We start from the raw sequence: 24,724 nt of genomic DNA on the forward strand, positions 1-24,724 counted from the left end.
GTCGCTCGCGACGGCCGCTTATGGAGAACAAGAAATACATAGTCATCGCCGTAGTGCTCCTGATCGTTGCAGGCGCTGCCGGGTGGCTTGCCACGCAGTACTACTTCTCGCCCGGCAGTGCAGGCCCCCTGTCGGTCCTGACGCAGGGCGAAGGGCTGTCCAGGCCGCACGGGAGCGCTGCCGCCGGTCCTGAAGCCGGGGGAGAGGCCGGACTGCACGCGGACACCGATGCCGTCCCGGTCAAGATATTCACCCCCTCGGCGGGGAGTGTCGCCGTGGAAGAGGTGCAGGTCCCGAACAACCCGGTACCGGTGAAGATGGCCGAGACCGTTCTTGCGGAGTATTTCAAGCGGCTGAAGAACGGCCCCCGGGACATCAAGGTGCTCGGCGTCTACCGCGACAGGAGAAATACGCTCTACGTCGACCTCTCCGATGATTTCCGGAGAAAATTCTCGGGGGATGCACGGGAAGAGTATACCCTGCTCGGCTCCCTCTTCGATACGATCGTCACCAACGTCATCGGAGTCGAAGATGTCCGGCTGCTGATAGAGGGAAAAGAGGTCGAGAGCGCCGGAGGACATTTCAGCATCCTTTCTCCGCTGAAAGAACTAGTGAAAGAGGAGCATAACGAGGATACCCCGCAGCACCCGGCGAGCTCGTGACCCGTACGCCGGTCATGATCGAGGACAGGGGATGCGGGCTCTCCGCGCCGAACAAGCATCCATGAAGAACTGTTCAGCCCCCATAGGTATTTTTGATTCAGGCATCGGCGGTCTCACGGTCCTCAAGGAGATATCCCGGATACTGCCGCAGGAGCGTATCATCTATCTCGGCGATACGGCGCGCGTCCCGTACGGCATCCGCTCTCCCGAGACCGTAACGCGCTATTCTTTCGAGTGCAGCGGGTTCCTGATACAGCAGGAGATAAAGCTCCTCGTGGTAGCCTGCAATACGGTGTCCGCCATCAGCCTCGCTTCGATCCGTGAGAATGTTTCGATTCCCGTGATCGGCGTCATCGAGCCCGGTGCCCGGGCCGCGGCAGCAGCGACGCGGAGCGGCAAGATCGGCATCATAGGAACGGAAACCACTATACGGAGCAGCGCCTATGTCAAAGCCATTCAGGCGCTGGATAAGGACCTGGAGGCCTTCGGCATGGCCTGCCCGCTCTTCGTCCCCCTTGTCGAAGAGGGTTGGACCGACGGCCCCATCGCCCGTATGGTGGTGGAGAAGTACCTGTCCGGCATGGTCGACAAGGAAGTGGATACGCTCGTTCTCGGCTGCACCCATTACCCGTTGCTCAAGGGCGTCATCCAGGAGGTCATGGGAGAGGTCCGCCTGATCGATTCCGCTGTCGAGACGGCGCTGGTGGTGCAGCGCATGCTCGCCGACACGGACCTGCTCGGGCCGAGCGGAGACCCGGCCCCGACGAGATTCTTCGTGACCGACTCGCCGGATAAGTTCATCGCCGTCGGCGAGCGGTTCCTGCAGAAGAGGATCGAGGACATAGACAAGATATCGTTATAGTGCCGGGTGTTGTCGAGGCATACGTTAACCACAGGATTCAGGAACTTTTACAGTAAATACGGTACCTGCAACGGAGGTGTGAATGAGGCCCGACGGACGAAGGAATGACGAGTTGCGAGCGGTGAAGATCACCCGGAATTTCATTGCTACGGCAGAGGGGTCAGTGCTGATCGAGGTCGGCAAGACGCGGGTCATCTGCACCGCATCGATAGAGGAAAAGGTGCCGCCGTTCCTGAGAGACCAGAAGAAGGGGTGGGTCACCGCTGAGTACGGAATGCTCCCCCGGTCGACACAGAACAGAATGATGCGGGAGTCCACATCCGGTAAAGTGGGGGGGCGGACCCAGGAGATCCAGCGGCTGATCGGCAGGGCGCTCAGGGCCGTCGTCGACCTCAGGCTGCTCGGAGAGCGGACGGTATGGATGGACTGCGATGTCATTCAAGCCGACGGCGGCACGAGGACGGCATCGATCACCGGTGCTTATGTAGCCTTCAGCGATGCCATAAAGTATGCCATGGCAAAAGGCATGATCGACAAGAGCCCGATAAAGGATTTCCTCGCGGCTGTCAGCGTCGGGATCATCGAGAACGAGGCGCGGCTCGATCTCTGCTATGCCGAAGACGCCGCCGCCGAAGTCGATATGAACGTCGTCATGACCGGGAGCGGAAAGATCGTTGAAATACAGGGCACTGCGGAGTCGCAGGTCTTTTCACGGCAGATGCTCGACACGATGCTGTCCCTGGCCGAAAAAGGCATAGGTGAGCTGATCGCCCTCCAGAAAGGGATAGTTTAGTATAGATATGGTAAAATAAAGAAAAAATGTACCTTTCGTGCATAACGTAGCCAGTAAAGAAGATAAAGGAAGATGAACGATGCAAAGTAAGAGTATGTATAAAAGCCTGTTTGTTTGGTTGCTCATCGGGATGGCCATGATCCTTCTCTTCAATCTCTTCAACGTGCCGCCCAAGACCGAAAAAGAGATGATCTTTTCCGACTTCATCGCCAAGGTCGAGGCAGGGGATATCGAGGAGGTCACGATCAAGGAGAATCACATAACCGGGCGCTTGAAAGACGGCAGCAAGTTCAGGACCTATGCGGCGGACTATCCCGATATGGTGAAGGAGCTGCGTGGCAAAGGTATAAAGATAACCGCCAAGCCGCCGGATCAAAACCCCTGGTATGTCAGTTTCTTCTTCTCCTGGGGACCCATCATCTTCCTCGTGCTCGTCTGGGTCGTCTTCATGCGCCAGATGCAGATGGGGGGCAACAAGGCCATGTCCTTCGGCAAGGCCAAGGCCAAGCTCGTCTCGGACAAGGCGGTGAAGATCACCTTTGCCGACGTGGCCGGCGTGGAAGAGGCGAAGTCGGAGGTCGAGGAGATCATCGAGTTCCTGAAGGACCCCCAGAAATTCTCGAAGCTCGGGGGCAAGATCCCGAAGGGCGTGCTGCTGGTCGGCCCTCCCGGAACAGGAAAGACGCTCCTCGCCAAGGCGATTGCGGGCGAGGCGGGGGTCCCCTTCTTTTCGATATCGGGCTCGGACTTCGTCGAGATGTTCGTGGGCGTCGGCGCCTCGCGGGTGAGGGACCTCTTCGACCAGGCAAAAAAGAACGCGCCCTGCATCATCTTTATCGACGAGATCGATGCCGTGGGGCGGCACCGCGGAGCGGGGCTCGGCGGCGGCCACGACGAGCGGGAACAGACCCTGAACCAGCTCCTCGTCGAGATGGACGGCTTCGAGGGCAATGAGGGCGTTATCATTATCGCGGCGACGAACAGGCCCGACGTGCTCGATCCCGCCCTCCTGAGGCCGGGACGGTTCGACCGCCAGATCGTGGTGCCGACTCCCGATGTGAAGGGCCGGCTCGAGATACTCAGGGTGCACACGAAGAATATCCCCATTTCACCCGATGTAGACCTCGAGAAGATCGCCCGCGGAACGCCGGGCTTTTCCGGCGCCGACCTCGCCAACCTGGTCAACGAGGGCGCCCTCATCGCGGCGCGCAAGTCCAAGGACAAGGTCGACATGCACGACTTCGAGTTCGCCAAGGACAAGGTCCTGATGGGCGTCGAGCGGCGGAGCATGGTGCTGAGCGCGGACGAGAAGAAGAACACCGCCTATCACGAGGCGGGCCATGCGCTCGTCGCCAAGCTGACCCCCGGCACCGACCCGATCCACAAGGTGAGCATCATCCCGCGGGGAAGGGCGCTCGGCGTGACGCAGCAGCTGCCGATCGACGACCGCTATACCTATTCGCGGGACTATCTCGAGAAGACCCTGAAGGTGCTGCTCGGCGGAAGGGCTGCGGAAGAGCTGGCCCTGAACCATATGACTACCGGCGCAGGGAACGACATCGAGCGGGCGACCGAGCTCGCGCGGAAGATGGTCACCGAATGGGGCATGAGCGAGAAGCTCGGTCCGCTCACCTTCGGCAAGAAGGACGAGCAGATTTTCCTCGGCCGCGAGATCGCGAAGCACAAGGACTACAGCGAAAAGACCGCTATCGATATCGACGAGGAGATCAGGGCGATCGTCACCCAGGCCTATCAGCGCGCAAAGGGCGTCCTGAAGGAGAACTACGGACTCCTCGAGGCGCTGGCGCAGGCCCTCCTCGAAAAGGAGACGGTGGACGGACAGGATATCGACAGGCTGATAGAAGCGGAGCGTGCGGGGAAGCCCCTCGGCGCTCTCGGCGGCGGACTCCTGGAGTCTCCTGCGGGCAGCGCCTCGTAGTCCCAGGCCCGGGGCAGGTGAAGCTGAGAGAGAATCTCTATCTGCCCCGGTAAACAGAATGAAACTCTCGTGGGCGAGCTTCTGCCTCGACTTCAGTAAGAAGACCTATATCATGGGGGTGCTCAACGCCACCCCCGATTCCTTTTCCGACGGCGGCCGCTATTTCGACCGGGAGCGGGCCGTGGATCATGCCTATCGGCTCATAGAGGACGGTGCGGATATCCTCGATATCGGCGGTGAGTCGACGCGGCCCGGCTCGGAGCCGGTCCCGGTCGATGAAGAGATACGGCGGACCGTGCCGGTCATCGAGGCTGTTGCGCGGAAGATCACCGTCCCCCTCTCGATCGATACCCGCAAGGCGGAGGTCGCGCGGCGCGCGCTCGACGCCGGGGCCTCGATGGTGAACGATATCAGCGGCCTCAGGTTCGATCCCGCTATGCCGGAGGTGGTCGCTGCCGCCCGCGTCCCGGTCGTGCTCATGCATATCAAGGGGAAACCGGAGGATATGCAGCAGCATCCTGTTTACGAGGCCCTCATCCCCGAGATCATGGATTACCTCAGGACCGGGATACGCATCGCCGGCGATGCCGGCATTCCGGAGGAGATGGTCCTCATCGATCCCGGGATCGGGTTCGGGAAGACCTTTGACCATAACCTCGAAATCCTCAACAGACTGCGTGAATTTTCCGGGTTGGGAAGACCGATTGTCATGGGAGTATCGAGAAAGGCCTTTATCGGCAAGATACTCGATAACGCCCCCGCAGCGGAGCGGGTCGAAGGCACGGCGGCAGCGGTCGCGATCTCGATAGCCAACGGAGCGCATATAGTCCGGGTGCACGACGTGAAGGAGATGGCGAAGGTCGCGAAGGTCGCCGATGCGATAACGAGAATGCGGATGCCTGTCACGGCCTGACATACCTTCACTATGTCCGGGTTACGGCATGGAGTGATCGGCTTTCGTCGGACGTGTCTGGGTTCTCTAGGGGCAAAGCAGGGTCTTGCCCCACGCCCTTGGTCATTCCTGAAGGCTGCATATTCTCTCTCAGATATCGAATTGGAGCAAACGGCTAATTCACGTCCGACGAAAGCCGATCACTCCATGCCGTAGTGCTATTTTTCATCCGAAAGGAGCGCTTATGACCGAACGGGATTTCAAGTACCGGCGCGAGGACTTCGGCCCGCTTCCGGTGACGCTGCACCATCTGACGATCTCCCTGAGCTTCTTCAGCGATTCCGTCGAGGCGACCAACTGTCTCGAGATGAGCGCGCGGCAGGAGCTCAGCGAGCTCCCTCTCGACGCCAACAGCCTCGAGATCCTCTCTGTCGAACAGGTCACAGGCCCCGAAGACCGGCAGGGGACCCCCCTGCGCTACGACTACCAGAGGGAGAGGAACAAACTGGTCGTGCTCCTGCCGCAGAGGGTTGCGCCCGGGGAGAGATTCTTCGTGAGGACGAAGACCCGCTGCTTTCCCTCCGATCACCTCCTGGAGGGGATATACAGGGATGCGACACCTCCCGGCAAGCCGCAGCAGTATATGTCACAGTGCCAGCAGTGGGGATTCCAGCGCATCATGCCGATCTTCGACGACTGCCGTGCGAAGTGCACCATGACGACGACCCTCGAAGCGGACAGCGCCTATACCCATCTCATCAGCAACGGCAACATCAGCCGCCGCACGAATCCCGGGGGAAGGCCGGCGCCCAAGCCGGGCGACCCGAAACGGCAGGTCATTACCTATGAGAATCCGCTCCCGATGGCGCCCTATCTCTTCATCGCCTGCGCCGGGACCTGGGACACCCTCGTCGACAGCGTCACCTATCCGTCGGGGAGGACGGTGCGCCTCGAGTACCTCGTGCCCCCCGGCGCGGTCGACGAGGTGCGCGTACCCATGGAGATACTGAAGGCGTCGGTGCTCTGGGTCGGCAGGACCCAGGATTACGAATACACCGGCGATACCTATCGCACCATCTGCATGAACAAATCGAATTTCGGGGGTATGGAGAACGTCGGCAACACCACGATCGTCACCGACGCCGCGCTCATCAACGAGCATACCCTCGACACGGCGCTGCTCTACGCCCATGCGGTGATCGTGCACGAATTCGAGCACAACCAGTGCGGCAGCGAGACGACCATGGATACGCCGTTCGATGTCTGGCTCAACGAAGCCTATACCGTGGATGTGGAGCGCCAGTTCATGGCCGATGTCTTCACTCCCTCCTTCGTGCGCCTGCAGCAGGTGGACAGCATCCGCAATCCTCTCCTCGGCCCCCTGGCGATCGAGGACGCAGGGCATGCCGGGAGGATCGTCCGGGAGGGATTCAACGACCCCGATGAGCTCATCGACAGCGTCACGTATGTGAAGGCCGCCGAGGTGATCAGGATGCTCCGCCTCGTCATCGGCGCCGAAGACTTCATCAAGGGCAAGACGCTCTACTTCACGCGGTATCATAACGGCAACGCCACGACGGACCAGTTCTTCGCCTGCTTCGAGGAGGCCTCGGGTATCTCCCTCGAACAATTCAAACGGCAGTGGCTCTATATCATCGGCTATCCGAAGGTGAGCGCCACGACCCATTACGATCCGTCGTCGAAGAGCTGCCGCATCCGCTTCCGGCAGGCGGTGAAACAGGACCAGCAGTCCTTTCATCTCCCCCTCGAGCTCGCACTCGTAGACCGGCAGGGGCGCGATATGCCGGGAACGCATCAGGTCTTCCAGCTGAAAGAGAGCGAAGCGGAGCTGCTGATCGAGCGGGTCGACGAGGCGCCTGCATTCGCCTCGATGAACCGGGGCTACTCCTTCTACGGCACCTTTCAGCACGAGAACGCGTCGCCCGAGGCGAGGATAGCCCAGGCGCGGCTCGACCCCGATGTCTACAACCGGATCGATGCGATGCGGCAGCTGACTGACCAGGAGCGCATCGCCCTCCTCGAGAGCCTGGATAAGGGGACTATCGGCGACGTGAGCGCGGCGTGGCTCGATCTTTACGGCGAATTCCTCGCCGATCCGGCTCTGCCTGCATCGCTCAAGGCGTACTTTCTCCGCATCGACGAGCAGCCGGTAAACCGCGCCTACAGCACCTGGTACCAGGAGCTCGTCGCCGCACGGGAAGCACTCATGAAGGCGGTGAACCGCCGTTATCGCGACCGGCTCGTCAGGGAGTTCCGGCGCATCGATACCTATTCGGCTGCGCCTGCCGCCTCACCGGGCAGCGGCATCGAAGAGCGCATGCTCAAGAACGTGCTGCTCGATCTGATCGTTATCGACGACTCTCCTGAGAGCCATCGCCTTATCCATGAGCATTTCGCTGCGGCGACTGCGGCCACTGATCGTGTTGCAGCGCTCCTCGCCCTCAACCGGAGCTCGGCCCCCCGGCGGAGGGAAGCGCTCGAAGAAGTGTACGAGAAGTGGCGTCACCATCTGAGCGGCTACGCCAATTACCTTCGCATCGTGTCGAGCGGGACCCGTGAGGATGTCTTCGACATGATCGAGGCCGAAAAGCGGCGTCCAGGGTTCGACATTACCCAGCCCACATGGAGCAGGGCGCTGTTCCTCCCCATGGCGGCAAACAACAAGATGGTCTGGACAGACCGGGGCATCGCGTGGGTTGCGGCAACGGTGGTAGAGCTGGCCCCCATCAATGCAACGACGACGGGGCGGCTGCTCACCACCTTTCAGCACGTCCGGTCATTGAAGCCCGCGCTCCGGGGGAAGGCAGCGGACGCCCTGGAGCGTATCGTCGGGAACGTTTCGCCCGAGAAGAGCCCGGCTGTTTACGGCCAGGCGAGGACGTATCTGGCGAGTGTTGCCCCGTAAGAGTGTGGAGTTATCCGGCGTCTGCCTGCGGCGCGGCAGGAGGCGCTGCAGGCTGCTGCGGCGCAGGGGCGGGTGCTGCCGGCGGCCTCACCGGCTGAGCAGCAGGGAGGGGCCTCTCATAGTACTCGACGGGGTCGAAATTCCCCAGCGGCCTGGTGAAGGTAAACTTGGCAGGGGCGACGATGAGCTGGCGGGCGGCGTTCTCCGTGCTGCCGCTTATGAGAGCAAAAGGCAGAGAGGCGATGAACACTGCGGTGCCGACGGCGATGGCGACGATCCCCACCGGTCTGACGATGAGCGTATCTGCCATGATCGAGCCTGCCCCCCCGTCAGCGGCAAAAGAGAGCGTCGAGGTGAACAGGACAGCAAGCGAGAGAATGAGGGCGATGATTGTTCTCATAGTATCCTCCATGACCCTTCGGTATCGCCGCATCCCCTGCCGGTTGAGGTGAGGGAAGGGCGCTGCGTTACTTCCATTATAGGGCAAAGGACGGGCGATCTTCAATGAGATCAAAGGGCGATCACCGGGCGGCTGCCGGTGCTTCCGCAGGGGATTTGCAATAATCCGGGGCGTCTGGTTCACTACGGTAACGGCATGCATGATACTATCCCTGTAATTTACCTGCTCGACCTCTTCGGTGTCGTCGTCTTCGCCGTCACCGGCTCCCTGGCCGCAGGGAAAAAGAGGATGGACCTCTTCGGCGCGGTGGTGCTCGCTCTCGCAACAGCGCTGGGGGGCGGAACTCTGCGCGACCTCATCCTCGGAGCGCACCCGGTCTTCTGGATCGCCGACCCGACGTATATCGTCGTAGCGTCTGTCGCCTCCATCCTGACCTTTGCGCTGGCCCGCTTCCTCGGCCCGCTCGGCAAGCTGCTCAAGGTGGCGGATGCCTTCGGGCTTGCCGTCTTCACGGTCATCGGGGTCCGCAAGGCGCTCGGCCTCGATATCGCACCCCTCATCAGCGTGATCATGGGCGTGATGACCGGCGTTGCCGGCGGCATGATACGGGATATGCTTTCGGGGGAGATCCCGCTCATCCTCCGTACCGAGATCTATGCTACCGCGTCGCTCTGCGGCGCCGCCGCCTTTGCGCTGCTCTCTCCCGTGGTCGCCTCCGAGCGCGTGGTCATTATTGCTGCGGCAGCGATCATCCTGGTCTTGCGGCTTGCCGCCATACACTGGAAGCTCTCCCTGCCCACCTTCCCGTTTTCGGAGTGAGGAGGCCCCTCACCCGGGAGGAACTCCCGCGCACTTGCATTTTGCATCCCCCTATGCTCCAATTTTATTAGAGAGGCGTTTCGCATCCTCTCTTTCGTATGAACCGCTCACGCTGCTCCAACGAATCCTCGCGCGCTGCACCCGTTTACCCGGAACGGCTTGTGTCCAGCTTCTGGATATCTCCGGCAGTGGCGCGTCCCGGCGTTTTTACGCAAGGGGGGCAGGGGCATCTTTCGTACAAGAGGAGGTACTGATGGATATTCTGGCATTGCTGAAAAAAGATCATGAAAGCGCATTGATGCTGTTCGATGAGCTCGATCAGATCATGGAACGGGGGACAAAAAAACAGGGCAGGCAGGAACATGTTTTCAACCAGCTCCGGCAGGAGCTCGAAATGCACATGCTGGGCGAGGAGGATGTCTTCTATCCGCTGCTCAGCGAGGACGAGGATACCCGTCCCATGATACAGGACGCCCTGGAGGAGCACCGGCGGGTCAAGCTCCTCCTGACCGATATCGGACGCATACCGAGGGGCGAGCGGTGGAACGACCGGCTCAAGGATTTGAGAAAGAGCGTGGAGCAGCATATCGAGGAGGAGGAGGACGATATTTTCGAGCGTGCAGAGGACCTGCTCGGGAGCGACCAGCGGGGCATTATGGGCAACCGGGTGATGGAGATCAAAGAGGAGCATATGGCTGCTTCATCACGGTAAGCGGAACGGAAGCAGGATCAGGAAAGGAGGAGACGATGAAATTCGATGAATTCCTTAAGAGGGTGCAGAGCCTTACCGGCATCGATTCGACTGGTGAGACGATGAGGGCTATCAGTGCCACCCTCGAGGTGCTCGGCCAGCGGCTGGTCAGGGGCGAGGCAGAAGACCTTGCAGCGCAGCTTCCGGCTGAGCTCCAGGCGTGCCTGCTCAAGGAGCGGGGCCCCCAGCGCTTCGAGCTCGACGAGTTCTTCAGGCGTATCGGAGAAAAGGAAGGCATCGGTCGCGACCTGGCGGAGAAGCATGCACGGGTCGTTTTAGCGATGATGACCGAGACGGTGAGCTCGGGCGAGATCAAGGATGTGCTCTCCGAGCTGCCGAAGGAGTTTCACGAGCTTTTCAAGCCCGTATCGGTGGGAGCAGCATGAGCGCCCGCCGGTTGCGCGAGAGAGGGATTATCCATCGTGTTCAATGATAGAAGGGATGCGGGAGTACAGCTCGCCGAACGGCTGAAGGAGTACCGGGACCGGCATGATGTCCTGGTGCTCGCTCTTCCGCGAGGCGGCGCGGTCACCGGCTCCGAGATCGCCTCCCGGCTCAATGCGCTCTTCGATATCATCATTGTGCGAAAGCTCGGCTTTCCCGGCCAGCCGGAGCTTGCCATAGGAGCGGTTGCGGAGACGGGTACGGTCGTTTTGAATCACGATATCATCTCGATGTTCACCATTACGGACGAGTATATCCAGGCCGAGGTCTCCCGGCAGAATGAAGAGATAGCCCGCAGGATCGAGCGCTATCGGGGCGGCGCTTCCCTTACCGGGCTCCGCGGCAAGACGGTTATTCTCGTCGACGACGGCGTCGCCACGGGCGCGACGATGAAAGCGGCGATCACCGCCCTCCGGAAAGAGGAGATCGGCCGCATGGTCGTTGCCGTTCCCGTTGCCCCGCCCGAGACGGCGGAGGTATTGAAACATATGGCCGATGAGTTCATCTGCATGGAAACGCCCCTCTCGTTCATGTCCGTAGGGAGTTACTACCGTGATTTCACCCAGGTGACCGATGAGGAGGTGGTCGCGCTGTTGCAGGAGTCGATGGCCCTCAGCGCAGCCCGGAACGGGTAAGGGAGAGAGCGGGTCCTGCCCAAGGCTATTCCGCGTAGCTCCTCCAGCGGGAATCTCACTTCGGCGCCACTTCGGCATCGACGCTATGTTCTCTTCCCTCCCGCAGGAAGATGATCCCGATACGGTTTCCCGGGCTGAGGGACTTGAGCACATTCGAAAGGTCCTTCAAACTGTTCACCGGGGCTGCGTTGATGCGTATAATGATGTCGCCCTCCTTCAGACCGCAGATCTCTGCAGCCGAGCCCGGCACGACTCCCGAGAGGCGGCACCCGGCGCCGCTGAAGGTGAAGTCCGGGATAGTGCCGAGACTCACCCGCCGTTCTCCTTTCGCCTCCGCAGCTTCGCTTCCTCTCTTACGGTCGGCCGGGGTGAGCGGCTCCGGACGGGAGGCGAGGTATTCGATCGCTTCCTTTGCTACCGATGCCGCCTTCACGAGCCCTTCTGCGTCGGTCTTGTCAGCGGTATCGGTGGGACGGTGATAGTCGGGGTGCGGTCCGCTGAAGAGCTGTATCGCGGGAATGCCCGCCTCCTCGAAGCTCACCTGGTCGCTCGCGTCGAGCCGTTCGGCAACCGCCTCGATCTCGATTCCCGTGACAAAGCCGGCGCCCCTGACGATGGGGAGCCACTCCTTTGCCGTATCGCTGCCGAGCACCAGCAGCTTCCTCTTCCCCAGGCGGCCGACGGTATCGAGGTTGATCATGGCCCGGGACGATGCAGCAGGAAAGCGTTGCTGCCGGGCGATATACTGCTTCGATCCTCTTCTGCCCGCCTCCTCGCCGCTGAAGGCGACGAAAATGACGGTCCGGTCGGGATTCGTGCTGCTGCCGAGCACGCGGGCCAGCTCCAGGAGCACCGCCACGCCGCTCGCGTTGTCGTCGGCGCCGGGATGTACTTTCCCTTTGTTGCCCTCCCGCACGTCGGGCCAGCCGAGGCCGAGGTGGTCGTAGTGCGCACCGATGACGATGCTCTGGCCGGCCCACTCCGCTCTCTTTCCGGGAAGGATGCCGACGACATTCCTGAGCGATGCCGCGGCTTCGGGCTCTCCCCCCCGTTCGCTCCAGGTCTGGAAATAGCTCTCTTCAGTCTCTCCTCCCGGCATGAGTCCCGCCTCCCTGAACCTCTCGGCGATGTGCGCTGCCGCCAGTTCGAGCCCTTCGGAGCCGAAACCCCTTCCCTTGAGCTCGTCGCCCGAAAGGAACCGCACCGTCTCCATCATGCGCTCTGAGGAGAAGACCTTCGGCAGCGCTGCCAGCGGTTCCCGGGCGGCGAGCGCGGCCCGTTCCACCCGCTTTACCGCGCCACCCCTGCCGGGCAGAAAGACGGTCATCGGCGAATCGACGACCGGCCACCGGCCTTTCGCTATATTGACGGGCTCATCGCCCTCGAAGCCGAGATAGCTGTACTTGTGATAGTGAGGGAGCTTCCGGCCGAGGCCGGGCAGCGCCTTCACGGTATCGGCGGCTATGAAGAGGAGGGCCATACTGCTGTTCTTCGCATTGCGCGCCGTCAGTACGACCGCATGGTTGCCGCGAGGAATATCGGTTGCTTCTACGCGAATACCGTTGCCCTGCGCTGATGCGCCATAGCGCTCCATGGTCTTGAGCGCCTCCGCTGCAAAACGATTCTCCCAGCCGACGACCGCTACCGCGCGGTCGGCAGGGAGCTTCCCGATCTCTGTATCGAGCTTTATCTCTGCCGTATCAGGTCCCGAGGCTGCGAGCATTCTTGCAAAATCGCGGTATCCCCGGAGCAGCGGCGCCTTGGCGGACGCGGGGAGGAGGATCAGCATCTTCCGGGCCCCGAGGGCCTGCGAAAGCGCGGGAGGGATCTCGTCGAGATCGAGCCTGCGGAAGAGATCGAACTCGGGATCGAGATCGAGCCGCACGGGGCGGGCGGGTACCGGAAGCGACAGCACGGACCGCTTCTTGCTCACGGTGACGGTCGTCTGGTAGGCGCGCTCCTGGCCTTCCAGTGTTACGGCAAGAGGAATGTTCAGGCGATAGGCCTTTCCCTCCTGGAGCTGATCGACCGAAAAGGTGAGCAGATAACCGCTCCCCTCCTTCTTCGCCTGCACCTTCCCGAGCGCGATCTGCGGCGCGCCCCGCCGGGTGACCCACTGATCGAAAAAGGACTTCAGATCTCTCCCCGAGCTCTTCTCGAAGCTCTTCCCGAGATCGGAAAAGGACGCTGCTTTAAATTTGTACGAGCGGTACAGCTCCTGCAGACCGGCGGTGAAGGCTTTATCCCCCAGTTCCCTGCGGAGCATGTGGAAGACCATGAGCGATTTACCGTAGCCGACCGCCTCCGAAGAAGAGCTGTGGCGGGAGCGGAACTCGGTCAGCGGAAGATCCCGCTCGGTAAGGACATAATCGGTGTACTTCTGGAGCGTCGTCTGGCGGTGCTCGACGCCGCTGCCCTGCTGCTCCTTGATGAGGTGGTCGGCGAGATAGGCGGTCAATCCCTCTGACCAGTTGCCCGACCGGTAGTCGGGAAAGACGCTGTTGCCCCACCAGGTATGGAGGATCTCGTGGGGGTAGGACGACGTGATGATGAAGGGGAAGCGGATGATCTTCGGCCCGAGGAGCGTAAAGGAGGGCATGCCGAAGCCGGTCTCCCAGAAATTCTCGACGAGGGCGAATTTGCGGTACGGGTAGGGGCCGATGAGCTTTTCATACAGGGTGATGTAGCGGGACGTCGCTTCGATATACTTATTCGCGAGCTCTCTGTCGGGAGTGCGGAGGAATGCCATTGCCGTGACACGTCCCGTCTGCTGTGAATACTCGGTGAAGGGCGCAGCGATCAGGTATATCGAGTCCTGGGGCTCCGGAGAATCCCACTGCACCCGGGTCGCGTTTTTCTCTTTATTATGCAGGGTGCGCGCGCCCTGGCTCACCGCATCCCATCCACCGGGCAGTTCTACCGCGGCCTTGAACGTAATGAGCTCCTCATCGAAGGCGGGGTACCAGTAGGAGCTGCCGGAGAGATAGACCCCCTCTTCGTCGATGATGCCCGGCGTATCCCGGAAGCCCCGTGCATACTCTTTCCCGTACGACTCCAGGGGATGGTGGATACTGCCGCCGTAGGCGAGCACGAAGGCCCTTGTTCCGGGAGGCGCCTCGACGCGAAACCTCTCGAGAGGAACGGCTCCTTTCGGGGCTGCCTCGCGGACGACCCGCACGCCCGGCGTGGGAGAGGAGGGCGCGAGGCCGCTGTGCAGGAGAAAGCGGAGAGCGCCCGAATGATTTTCAGGCAGCGTTATCGTGTCTTTCACGGAAAGACGGTGCTCTTCTGGCTGCAGGGTTACGGTGAGGTCGTGGTGAATGAGAGCACCCTGCCGCGCCGCTGCTTCGCCACCTGCAGCAGGGAGGACGAGCATCACGCCAAAGAGCAGTGCTGTTCCCAGGAACACTATGTATTGCATAAATACCCTCGCGGATGATGATACGCCGGCGCGGCGGCCCGTTGTTCTACTCAACCCAGTCGGCGATGAAAATATCCGTAGCCCGCGGCTTCTGCGGGTTTCTGTTCGAGGCGAAGGCGAGCTTCTTCCCGTCGGGAGAGAACATGGGGAAGCTGTCGAAGGTGTTGTTGAACGTAAGCCGCTCGAGGCCGCTGCCGTCCCTGGTGATGAGATAGAGCTCGAAATTGTGCCCGAACTTCTTGATGTCCTCGCGCCAGTCGTCCATGTTGCTCGAAAAGATGATGCGCTTGCCGTCGGGATGCCATGAGGGCGCCCAGTTCGTGGCGCCGTTCTTGGTCAGTCTCATCTTGTTCGATCCGTCGGCATCCATTATCCATAAGTCCAGGGGGAAGGGGAGGATATAGTTCTTCTCCATGCAGTCGCGCCATTTGGCCTTGTCCTCTTCGGTCTCGGGGTACCAGGCCCTCCAGACGATCTTCTTCCCGTCGGGCGAGAACCACGGCCCGCCGTCGTATCCTGGCCGATCGGTCAGGCGGCGCACATTCGACCCGTCGGCATTCATGATATAAATATCGAAGTCGCCCTCGCGCTGCGAGCCGAAGACGATCTGCCCGCCGTCCGGGGAGACGATCGGTTCGGCATCGTAGCCGGGGTTGTCGGTGATCCTTTTCAGCCTGCTCCCGTCACTGTCGGCCACGAAGATATCGTAGGGATGGAGCGGCCAGACATAGTGCGACCCTGTCTCCGGCTTCGGCGGGCAGTCGCCGGGCAGATGGCTCGTCGAAGCAAAGGTTATCCTCTTTCCGTCAGGAAAAAAGAAGGCACAGGTGTGGGCGCCGCGATCAGGGCTCACCATCCTTTTGTCGGAGCCGTCGATATCCATCGTCCATATCTTGTCGCACGCATACCCGTTCCGGTTGGACTGGAAGATGAGCCTCCGGCTGTCCGCGCTGAAGTAGGCCTCGCCGTTATCGCCGTCGAAGGTAAGCTGGGTGACCTTCTTCATATGGCGGTCTACCGAGGTGCTCTCCGCGGTCGTACCGATCCCGGCAGCGATGAATCCGCCTAACGCCAGTGCGATCAGCGTGACGAAAACGCCGGCTCTTTTCCCCTTGCATAGCAACCGATCAGGTATCATTTCCCTCCTCCTTACTCTCAGGCTTGTTCTCAGGCTCAGGCCCCCTCGCGTTCAGGCAGGCGCGACAAGATATGCTGCTGCACGTTCCTTTACGTTAGCGCGTCGGGCCGACTTTTTTCAATAAGCTCTTGCGGTCTGCGAGGAGGGGGAAAGGATTGCCGATGATGGCATGCTTGAAGAGAGCAGCCGGGAAGCGCCCCGGACCGATAAGAGTCCGGGGCGCTGCTCATTGCTTTACGTGAGCGATGTCTTCGACAGGAGCCTGAAGTTGTTATCGAAGATATAGAGAAATGAATTCCCTTGTCCCTGATTGAAGGTAACGTTTCCCAGTGCCTGTGCGAGCGGGCCGCTGCCGTTCAGGAGGCTTATCGAATCGGAGGTTACCACGTAGATGCGGTTGTCCTCTACCCGCGGGGCCGAGGCAAAGGCGCCTTCCAGCACGACCGCCTCCGGCCGGGCGGTCGCCGAGAGCGGCAGCGGCACCCGGTAGAGAACGGACCGCTCGTTTTCCTGCGCCCCTCCCAAATCCTGGATCACCCTGAACTCGTCGGTATCGGGCAGCGATGCAGTCGCTACCAGGCTTGGACCGGTGATGACGGGTGCCGACGAGATACCGCCCAGGGTGAGCGTCGTCTTCTGTCCTGCCGGGGTAATCGCCGAAAGCGCCGAGCTCACGGTATTGCTGTTGAGGATCACGGTGTTGATGGAGCTGATCGAATGACTCACGATAAAGGCCGTCCCCGCATCATCGACCACCGGAAGCCCTGCCAGACCGCCGACCACCCGCGTCTGCTCCGCACCGGCACCGGGTGAGGGGGCTGCGCCGCGGCTGTCGTCAAGGGTATCTTGTGCCGGAGCCGTCTGAGTGATACTGCCGCCGAATCCGTCAACGGCGTTCGAGTCAAAGCCGTCGAGGGCGTACGCGCTGAAGGCCATCGTGAATACGGAGAAAAAAACGATGCTGCCATAGAACCTCTTTGCTGTTTTCCTCATTCAACACCTCCTGTTGAGGGATCTCCTCGCGTGGAGATCCCGCACCGCGGACGTGGTACATCCGCTTACTTCAATTTGTAGCACAGAACCTATATACGCTCAAGAAGATGCAGCCGCAGGAGGTGAGCAGTGCGCTACATCCGCTCCGGCGCCGAGACCCCGAGGGTCCCCAGCCCGTGGCGGAGCACGATCTGAATGGCTCTGCAGAGCGCCAGCCGGGCCTTGGTCAGCCCCGCATCGTCGGATACGACCTTATGCTTGTGGTAATAGGGGTGGAACATGCCCGCCAGCTCCTGGAGATAGAAGGTAATGCGATGCGGCTCGTGGACAAGGGCGGCGTTCTTGAACATCATGGGATAGAGCAGCAGCTTTTTAATGATGCGCAGTTCCTCATCATTGTACAGCGCTTCGTCAAAGGCGGCCAATGCCCGATCGCTGAAGGGGCCGGTCTCCTTCGCCTTCTCGAAGATGCTGGTTATGCGTGCGTGGGCATACTGCACATAATAAACGGGGTTCTCCGCGGACTGCGCCTTGGCCACGTCGATGTCTATCTCGAGATGACTGTCGGAACGGCGCGTAAGGAAGAGGAACTTCGTGGTATCGGCGCCGATGTCATCGATGACCTCGCGAAGGGTGATGAACTCCCCGGCGCGCTTCGACATGCGCACCGGCTGGCCTCCTTTGAGGAGCGATACCAGTTGCACGAGGAGCACGCGGAGGCTCTCCTTCGGATACCCGAGCGCCTGAATGACCGCCTGCATCCGGGGGATGTAGCCGTGGTGGTCGGCGCCCCATATGTCGATAAGCTCATCAAACCCTTTCCGGATTTTTTTCCGGTGATAGGCGATATCGGGAGCGAAATAGGTATACTCGCCGTCTTTCTTTATGATGACCCTGTCCTTATCATCGCCGAAAGCGGTCGATCTGAACCAGGTAGCGCCCTCTTCCTCGTAAATGTACCCGCGTTCCCTCAGGTCGGCGATTGCTGCGGAGACCTCGTTATCGGCGTAAAGCGCTCTCTCGCTCTGCCAGGTATCGAAGACGACGCCGAAGTCTTCGAGATCCTTTTTCATTGCATCGAGCATTCTCAGGTATGAGAAATCGATGATCAGTTGAGAGACCTCAGCAAAATCCTTTTCCGCGAACGCATCGCCGTAGCGCTCCCTGAGCTCTCCGGCGAGGTCGATGATGTACTCACCCCTGTACCCGTCCTCGGGAAGGGGGGATTCCTTTCCTGATGCCTGCTTATACCTCGCAAATACCGACTGCCCGAGCAGCTTCACCTGGCGTCCTGCATCGTTAATATAAAACTCCTTTTCGACGGCGAAGCCCGATTCCTCGAGGAGATTGGAGAGAGCGGCGCCGAGCGCAGCGCCCCTGCCGTGGCCGAGATGCATCGGACCGACGGGGTTGGCGCTCACGAATTCGATCTGTATTCTTTTCCCTTTCCCGACATCCTCTTTCAGGAACGCTGCATTCTCTGTGATGAGACGCCTCATTTCGCTGCCGAGGAAGGTCCGGGTAAAGGTGAAATTGACGAACCCGGGACCGGCGATATCGATCCTCTCGAAGATATCGTTCCGTTCGATGGCGCCGACGAGCGCCTCGGCGATCTTCCGCGGCGGCTGCTTGAGCTGCCTGGCGAGCCCCATGGCAAAGGGGGTCGAGAGGTCGCCGAACCGCTCCTCCCGGGGCGTCTCGATCTCGACCGATGCAGGCTCCTCGCCGACAAGGGCTTTTCCCGCTTTCTCGAGCAGCTCTCTCAACGTCCTTTCCATAGCCTTTAAGTTTAAGCGCCTCGGTTACCGCTTGTCAACCGAAGAGCGCACGAGGCAGGCAGGGGACGGCGGAGTGAGAGGCGGGAGAATTTACAGAAAATTAACATGTATTAACGCCAAATTTACCTTAAATGATTTTAGAATCATAATGAGGTCTAAAGTTATGGGAAGACAAGACTCGAAAAAACAACGTTGAGGAGGTGAAAGAATGGAAGAGCCAGGAGGAGCAAGAAAAACCAGGTCGCTTATGTCCGCAAAGCTCCTTATCATTGTTGTAATCGCGGGAGCTGCGGTGCTTCTCTTTCTCCTGCTCGGCCCGCCGAAGCTGCTCGCCAAGTCGGAATCCCCTGATTTCTGCGCAGGATGCCACGTGATGGAGGACCAGTACGAGGCGTGGGCGCATGCCGGTGCGCACAGGAGAATCAAGTGTGTCGACTGCCATCTGCCGAACCAGAACACGACTACCCATTACGTATGGAAGGCGATCGACGGCTTCAAGGATGTTGCGGTGTTCTATTCAGGGAGAGTTCCCGACAGGATTACGCTGACCTCCCATGGTTCGAAGGTACTGCAGACCAACTGCGTCCGGTGCCACGAGAGCACCGTATCGATGATCAACCAGGACCGGAACTGCTGGGAGTGCCACCGGAGGATTGTGCATAAGCGCAGCGGCGCCATGCAAACGCTTTAGCGAGAAACGACAAAACCTTACAAAGGAGATGACCCTATGAGAAGGAAACACTACGTACTGCTTATCATGGCGATGACCGCAGCGGTCGCCGTACTCTTCCTGTACGGCTGCAATCCGCCCAAGAGCGAGCAGGTAAGGCCGGTAAAGATCGCCGACGGCGAGATCGATCCCGCCGTGTGGGGCAAGGCGTACCCGACCGAGTACGAGCTCTGGAAGAAGACCGAAGAGCCTACCCCTGCGGGGAAGAGCAAGTACAAGAAGGGCTTCGATGCCGATAACATCACCTACGACAAGCTCGCCGAGTTCCCCTACATGGCCCTGCTGTTCAACGGCTGGGGCTTCGGTGTCGAGTACAACGAGCCCCGCGGCCATGCGTACATGGTGAAAGACCAGGTCGAGATCGACCAGTCGAGGACAAAGGCGGGCGGCGTCTGCCTGACCTGCAAGAGCCCTTATGCGGTCGGGCTCGAGAAGGAGATGGGAGTAAACTACTACAAGACCCCTTACCATGAAGTGCTGAACAAGATTCCCGAGAAGAACAGGATGCTCGGGGTCGCCTGCATCGACTGCCATGACAATAAGGACATGTCCCTGAGAAACGCGCGCGAATTCACACTCGGCGTGGCGCTCAAGGATATGGGCGTCGATCCTGCAAAACTGACGCGCCAGGAGATGAGGAGCGTCGTCTGCGCGCAATGTCATGTCACCTACAACATCCCGAAGGACAAGGACATGAAGTCCATAGGCGCGTTCTTCCCGTGGCAGGGCAGCACGTGGGGCAACATTACGGTCGAGAACATCATAAAGAAGATACGGAGCGACGAGTCCTACAAAGAGTGGAAGCAGAACGTGACCGGCTTCAAGATGGCCTATATCCGCCATCCCGAGTTCGAGCTCTACTCGAACAACAGCGTACACTGGAAGGCGGGGGCCGCGTGTGCGGATTGCCATATGCCGTACACGAAGGTCGGCGCCAGCAAAGTCTCCGATCATCGCATAACGAGTCCGCTGAAGAACGATATGAAAGCCTGTATGCAGTGCCACACGGAGAGCCCCGAGTGGCTCAAGGAGCAGGTCGTCGCGATCCAGGACAGGACCGTGTCGCAGATGATACGGTCAGGCTATGCCACGGCGACCGTGGCGAAGCTCTTCGAGACCGCGCACAAGGCGCAGGCCGAAGGCAAGGTGATCGACCAGGCGCTGTACGACAAGGCCAAAGACTACTATGAAGAGGCGTTCTACCGGACCTTGTATGTAGGGGCCGAGAACTCGGTCGGGTTCCATAATCCTACCGAGACGCTGAGGATCCTGGGAGATTCGACCGCGTATGCGACAAAGGCCGAGGCCCTCCTCAGGCAGGCGCTGACCAAGGCCGGGGTCAATGTCCCGATCAAGGTCGACCTCGAGCTGAAGAAGTACCTCGATAACAGGGGGACAAAGAAGCTCAAGGCCGATCCCAAGCTCGAGATCAAGGATCCGACGGGGCTTCAGCAGACATTCTAACGCGCTGTTTCGAGAGAGCGGCGCGGTAAACAAGACCGACTGACTTCAATCGCACTAATGCCCGCCGGCAGCCGGCGGGCATTAGTGCGCATCGTAAGGGGGTTTCATGAGAAAAGCGTTACTCTTTGCGGTACTGGTGCTCGCCGCGGCGGGCATCGGGGTCTCTGCCGGCCACGGGTACAACAACAGCGCTCCCACGTTCGAGTGTATCACCTGCCATGTCGGGGACATGGCGCCCGATATGGTGCGCATCGAGGGAATCCCGAAGGCCTATGCTCCCGGCAGGGTCTACCAGCTCACCGTAGTGGTCGCCGGCGGGCAGCAGAGCCTGGGCGAGGTGGCGGGCGGATTTGCCGTCGTAGCCTCGGCAGGGGAGTTGATCGTCAGAGATAAGAGGAATACCCAGATAAGCGAAGCCATAGTGACCCACACGCAGCAGGGGTCGCGCCTGAGGAAGTGGGCGTTCGCCTGGAAGGCACCCGCCCAAAAGACCACAGCGGCCATCAGCGTCATGGCAATGGCGGCAAACGGGGATTTTTCGCCCGCCGGCGATCAGGTAGGCAGCACCGTGTATACCATAAAGCCGGCGCAATGATCCCGGCATTAATGATCAGTGATGTGTCGTTCAAAGCTCGACAGTCCGCCAAGGCGGACCGGAGCGAGAGATTCGGGATTTTACAAGGAGGTACTACATGAAGCTTAGCAGAAGGGATTTCTTGAGGGCCAGCGCTATCACCGCTGCCGCCGCCGCAGCGGGCATCACCAAGCCGGAGCTGCTCTATGCGGCGCCGTCGCTCAAATCGTTTCCCGTAGGCCAGTGCCGCTACTGCGCCGTGGGCTGCACGATGATCGCGGATTGCGAGGTGGACGCCGCGGGCACGGTAGCGAAGGTCGTCGCGATAAAGGGGGACCTGAAGAGCACGGTGAACAGGGGCGTGCTCTGCACCAAGGGGTTCTATCTCCACAAGGCGATCGCCTATAAAGAGCGTCCCAAGGGAGCGCTGGTACGCAAGGAATGGATCAACCCGAAGACCGGCAAGCCGGACCTCTACAACTCCCCGAGGGTGCTCGCCGGAAAGACCACCAAGGACCCCCGGGGAATGAAACCCTCGGAGGCCGATCTCAGGGAGAACTTCTATCTCGTCCCCTGGGAAGACGCCATCGATTTCGTCGTCGACGCGGTCGAGAAGTCGATAAAGGATCACGGCAAGCACAGCGTCGCCTATTACGGCAGCGGCCAGCTCGGCACCGAAGAGACCCATATCATGAATAAAGCCTTCAAGGCCGGCGGCATGCTCGCCAATAACGCCATCGAGGGACAGCCGCGGACCTGCATGGCCTCCGCAGTGGTGGGGTATCTCTACGCCTTCGGAAAGGACGAGCCCTACGGCTGCCTCGACGACATCGATGTTCCCGATCCCGACTTCGGGAAGCATGCGGATACCTTCTTCCTGATCGGCAGCAACACGGCCGAGGCGCACCCCATCATCTTCAACCGTCTCGCGGCTCTCAAGATGAAAAATCCCGACAAGGTGAAGGTCATCCTCGCCGACCCCCGGAAAACCCGCTCCGGCACCATAGCGGACCTCTGGCTCCCCTTTGCAACGGGCAGGGACCTCGTGCTCATCAATGCGCTCGCCTATATCATCGCCCACGAGATGGACGGCGCAAAGGCCGATGTCGAGAAGGGCACGGTGACCGCGAAATGGAACTATCTCGACAAGAAGTTCATCGAGCGCCACGTGAGCTTCGGCATCCATGAGGATGTGAAGAAGACCTGGATCAAGACCACCTACGGCGGCACCAGGGACGCCGCGTGGGACCTCACCTATTCCGCGGAACCGAGGAAGACCTACCCGAACCTCAAGAGCAAATATGCCGACGAAGACGATATCATGAAGGACCTCTACAAGGGGTTTGCGCTCTTCCTGAAGTTCCTCGAAGACTACAAGCCCGAGAAGGTGAGCGACATCATCTTCGAGGGAGAGTCGCCGCTCCTCTATGACCGGGCGACGAAGACCTGGAAGAAGATCAGCGGTCCCGAGGCGCTCCGGCTCGCGGCAACGTGGTTCGCCGAGGGCACCACCCTCTCCGCGTGGTGCATGGGCGTCAACCAGAAGCTCCAGGGCACCTGGACCAACGCCTCCCTGCACATGCTGCACCTCATCACCGGACAGGCGGTGAAGCCCGGCAAGCACTCCTTCAGCTTCACCGGCCAGCCGAATGCCTGCGGCGGCATCAGGGCGCCCGGCGCGCTCTGCCATGCGCTCCCCTACGGCAGGCTCGTGGCGAATCCGGTCCATCGCGGCCAGGTCGAAAAGATATGGAAAGACAATGCCGCGGACTATCTCAAGAAGAGGGGCGTCTCCGAATCCGAGATCAAGGCCGAGACCGAGAAGATCAAGATCCATGACAAACCCGGGCCGCACACCATCGAGATGTTCAGGAGGCTCGGCGCAGGGCAGATCAAGGTGCAGTTCATCTCTACGGTGAACGCCGGCCAGAGCCTCCCCTATGCGTGGCCGTATCGCCTCGCCTGCGCGGGCGCACAGAAAGGACAGGCATGGCCGCTCGTCGTGACCCTCGAGGCGTTCCCCAACGCGACGACGATGGTCTCCGATGTGGTCCTCGGCGCTTCGAGCTGGTACGAGAAGGAGTTTGTCTTCGGCAATCTCGAGCGGCGCTACCAGGTGATCAAGCAGGTGATCGAGCCCTACGGCAATACCATTCCCGACCACACCATCTTCGCGCTCGTCATGAGGCGGCTCGAGGAGAAGGGACTGGTGCCGAAGGGGCATGTCTCGCAGTTCTGGCCCGCCGAGTACGACGGCAGCGACTGGATGAAGAAGACCATTCAAGCGGCGAAGACGAAGGAGTGGAACCGGAAATTCTCCTGGAACATTTGGAACGAGCTGATGGAGCTCTCGAAGGGCACCGGCTACGACTTCAGCGGCATGAAGCGGGAGCTGCTGCTCGAACAGAACCACGGCTACCGGATTCCCTTCCCTGCCGAGTACCATTCCAGCGAGGACGTGAAGAAGCGCTACGACAAGTACCAGTCGCGCATACAGTACGCGTATCCCTACGACCCGCACATAGACGGCAAGACCGCCTTCTATCTCAAAAACATGAAGGAGTTCAACCCGGTCTACGGCGCGTGGCTCGAGAAGAACATCGCTGCCATGAAGACGGACGAGGAGTACCACCGGGCGGAGAGCCTGCCCAGGGGCTGGTATGCGAGCTTCTACAACTCGAACGCCTTCATCAACGGCATGGTCGACATCCCGACGTCCGACGGCAAAGGCAGGAAGGCGCCGGGATGGGACGGCAGGGCCATTGCCTGGGCCAATCCCTGGTGGGCCTGCAAGCTCGACGGCAAGCAGTTCGTCAAGTACAAGACCGTCGAGGTGATCGAGCGGAAGTTCAACCCTGCCAAGGTGAACGAGAACAGCGCCGCCCCCTACGACCAGATCGCAAAATACACGGCGAGCGTCGTCGGGGACCCGGACACGGATGTCAATGCGCTGAAGAACATCGCCCTGAGCCCCGCGGAGTTCCACAACCTGCGCCACGAGTACGTCAAGGCCGACGGCGGCAAGCTCCTCATCATCGACACGACCCCCTACAAGTACGGCGCCTGCACCGGGAGGGTGGTGGAGCATTGGCATACCGGTTCCATGACGACGCGGGTCCCCGAGCTGGCGAGGGCGGTGCCGGGGGCGTACGTCGAGATGAGCGAGGTGCTCGCGAAGAAGCTCGGCATCAGGAACGGCGACCAGGTGATCGTCGAATCTCCCCGCGGCAAGATCCAGCTGCCCGCAAAGGTGCTCGATGTGAGCAAGGCGACGGGCGGGCCGCGGCACGACTATGTCTTTGTCCCGTTCTTCGATGAGTACAAGCTGGTGAACATGATCATGAGGGACGCCTTCGATCCCTTCAGCTTCCAGCCGGACTATAAGATGTTTGCGGTAAAGATTTACAAAGGCAAGACGAGAACCGCCCAGGCGGAGCCCGGCAAGATCGTCACGTAGCACGGTACGCTGCAGGCAGCGGAAGGGAGACCGGGAAAGAGGGACC

The 24,724-nt window shown here is 60.5% G+C and carries 19 protein-coding genes; 14 read left to right on the forward strand and 5 right to left on the reverse strand.

The genetic code is table 11. From position 1 onward, the window contains the following. Positions 1-20: 20 nt before the first annotated feature. The 6 genes from AB1805_14595 (at position 21) to AB1805_14620 (ending at position 8,074) form a co-directional block, all read left to right on the forward strand. Positions 21-662 (forward strand): GerMN domain-containing protein, encoded by a 642-nt coding sequence (locus AB1805_14595; GenBank protein MEW5746655.1) that lies wholly within the window; start codon positions 21-23, stop codon positions 660-662. Between the two features lie 61 nt (positions 663-723). Next, on the forward strand, positions 724-1,524 hold the full coding sequence (gene murI, locus AB1805_14600; protein MEW5746656.1) for a glutamate racemase: 801 nt from the start codon (positions 724-726) through the stop codon (positions 1,522-1,524). An 82-nt stretch (positions 1,525-1,606) separates the two neighbouring features. Further along, a complete protein-coding gene (gene rph / locus AB1805_14605; GenBank protein ID MEW5746657.1) occupies positions 1,607-2,317 on the forward strand; it encodes a ribonuclease PH in 711 nt (236 codons plus the stop codon). A gap of 79 nt (positions 2,318-2,396) precedes the next feature. Further along, positions 2,397-4,256: an ATP-dependent zinc metalloprotease FtsH gene (ftsH, locus tag AB1805_14610; protein MEW5746658.1), complete on the forward strand. Its 1,860-nt coding sequence runs from the start codon at positions 2,397-2,399 to the stop codon at positions 4,254-4,256. Between the two features lie 58 nt (positions 4,257-4,314). Further along, positions 4,315-5,169, forward strand: a complete 855-nt coding sequence (gene folP / locus AB1805_14615) for a dihydropteroate synthase (GenBank protein MEW5746659.1) — start codon at positions 4,315-4,317, stop codon at positions 5,167-5,169. Between the two features lie 223 nt (positions 5,170-5,392). Then, positions 5,393-8,074 (forward strand): DUF3458 domain-containing protein, encoded by a 2,682-nt coding sequence (locus tag AB1805_14620; GenBank protein MEW5746660.1) that lies wholly within the window; start codon positions 5,393-5,395, stop codon positions 8,072-8,074. A gap of 10 nt (positions 8,075-8,084) precedes the next feature. On the opposite strand, the gene AB1805_14625 is transcribed toward AB1805_14620, so the two are convergent. Beyond that, positions 8,085-8,474, reverse strand: coding sequence for a hypothetical protein (locus AB1805_14625; GenBank protein MEW5746661.1), 390 nt, complete (start codon positions 8,472-8,474; stop codon positions 8,085-8,087). A gap of 195 nt (positions 8,475-8,669) precedes the next feature. Between AB1805_14625 and AB1805_14630 the strand changes: the two genes are divergently transcribed. The 4 genes from AB1805_14630 (at position 8,670) to AB1805_14645 (ending at position 11,123) form a co-directional block, all read left to right on the forward strand. Further along, positions 8,670-9,293, forward strand: a complete 624-nt coding sequence (locus tag AB1805_14630; GenBank protein MEW5746662.1) for a trimeric intracellular cation channel family protein — start codon at positions 8,670-8,672, stop codon at positions 9,291-9,293. A 253-nt stretch (positions 9,294-9,546) separates the two neighbouring features. After that, positions 9,547-10,005 carry a hemerythrin domain-containing protein gene (locus tag AB1805_14635; GenBank protein ID MEW5746663.1) on the forward strand — a complete coding sequence of 153 codons (459 nt, stop codon included), beginning with the start codon at positions 9,547-9,549 and terminating at the stop codon, positions 10,003-10,005. A 35-nt stretch (positions 10,006-10,040) separates the two neighbouring features. Beyond that, the gene (locus AB1805_14640; protein ID MEW5746664.1) at positions 10,041-10,430 is read left to right on the forward strand and encodes a DUF2267 domain-containing protein; all 390 of its coding nucleotides are present in this window, start codon (positions 10,041-10,043) and stop codon (positions 10,428-10,430) included. 36 nt (positions 10,431-10,466) lie between these two features. Beyond that, positions 10,467-11,123 (forward strand): phosphoribosyltransferase, encoded by a 657-nt coding sequence (locus AB1805_14645; GenBank protein MEW5746665.1) that lies wholly within the window; start codon positions 10,467-10,469, stop codon positions 11,121-11,123. Positions 11,124-11,178: 55 nt separating this feature from the next. Here the strand turns inward: AB1805_14645 and AB1805_14650 are convergent, their stop codons facing one another. From AB1805_14650 to argS, 4 genes are all read right to left on the reverse strand, one after another. Then, on the reverse strand, positions 11,179-14,544 hold the full coding sequence (locus tag AB1805_14650; protein MEW5746666.1) for a M20/M25/M40 family metallo-hydrolase: 3,366 nt from the start codon (positions 14,542-14,544) through the stop codon (positions 11,179-11,181). A 46-nt stretch (positions 14,545-14,590) separates the two neighbouring features. Beyond that, positions 14,591-15,682 carry a hypothetical protein gene (locus tag AB1805_14655; GenBank protein MEW5746667.1) on the reverse strand — a complete coding sequence of 364 codons (1,092 nt, stop codon included), beginning with the start codon at positions 15,680-15,682 and terminating at the stop codon, positions 14,591-14,593. Positions 15,683-15,916: 234 nt separating this feature from the next. Next, positions 15,917-16,675 (reverse strand): hypothetical protein, encoded by a 759-nt coding sequence (locus AB1805_14660; GenBank protein ID MEW5746668.1) that lies wholly within the window; start codon positions 16,673-16,675, stop codon positions 15,917-15,919. 134 nt (positions 16,676-16,809) lie between these two features. Beyond that, a complete protein-coding gene (gene argS, locus AB1805_14665) occupies positions 16,810-18,453 on the reverse strand; it encodes an arginine--tRNA ligase (protein ID MEW5746669.1) in 1,644 nt (547 codons plus the stop codon). 208 nt (positions 18,454-18,661) lie between these two features. Here argS and nrfH point away from each other — a divergent pair, with 208 nt between their 5' ends. The 4 genes from nrfH (at position 18,662) to AB1805_14685 (ending at position 24,678) form a co-directional block, all read left to right on the forward strand. Beyond that, on the forward strand, positions 18,662-19,144 hold the full coding sequence (nrfH, locus tag AB1805_14670; GenBank protein MEW5746670.1) for a cytochrome c nitrite reductase small subunit: 483 nt from the start codon (positions 18,662-18,664) through the stop codon (positions 19,142-19,144). A gap of 36 nt (positions 19,145-19,180) precedes the next feature. Further along, a complete protein-coding gene (locus AB1805_14675; protein MEW5746671.1) occupies positions 19,181-20,647 on the forward strand; it encodes an ammonia-forming cytochrome c nitrite reductase subunit c552 in 1,467 nt (488 codons plus the stop codon). 106 nt (positions 20,648-20,753) lie between these two features. Next, complete coding sequence (locus tag AB1805_14680) at positions 20,754-21,242, forward strand: choice-of-anchor V domain-containing protein (protein MEW5746672.1); 489 nt, start codon at positions 20,754-20,756, stop codon at positions 21,240-21,242. Between the two features lie 97 nt (positions 21,243-21,339). Continuing rightward, positions 21,340-24,678, forward strand: coding sequence for a molybdopterin oxidoreductase family protein (locus AB1805_14685; GenBank protein MEW5746673.1), 3,339 nt, complete (start codon positions 21,340-21,342; stop codon positions 24,676-24,678). Positions 24,679-24,724 lie beyond the last annotated feature (46 nt).

This window comes from Nitrospirota bacterium (genome assembly GCA_040752355.1).
Classification (GTDB): Bacteria; Nitrospirota; Thermodesulfovibrionia; order Thermodesulfovibrionales; family Dissulfurispiraceae; genus JBFMCP01.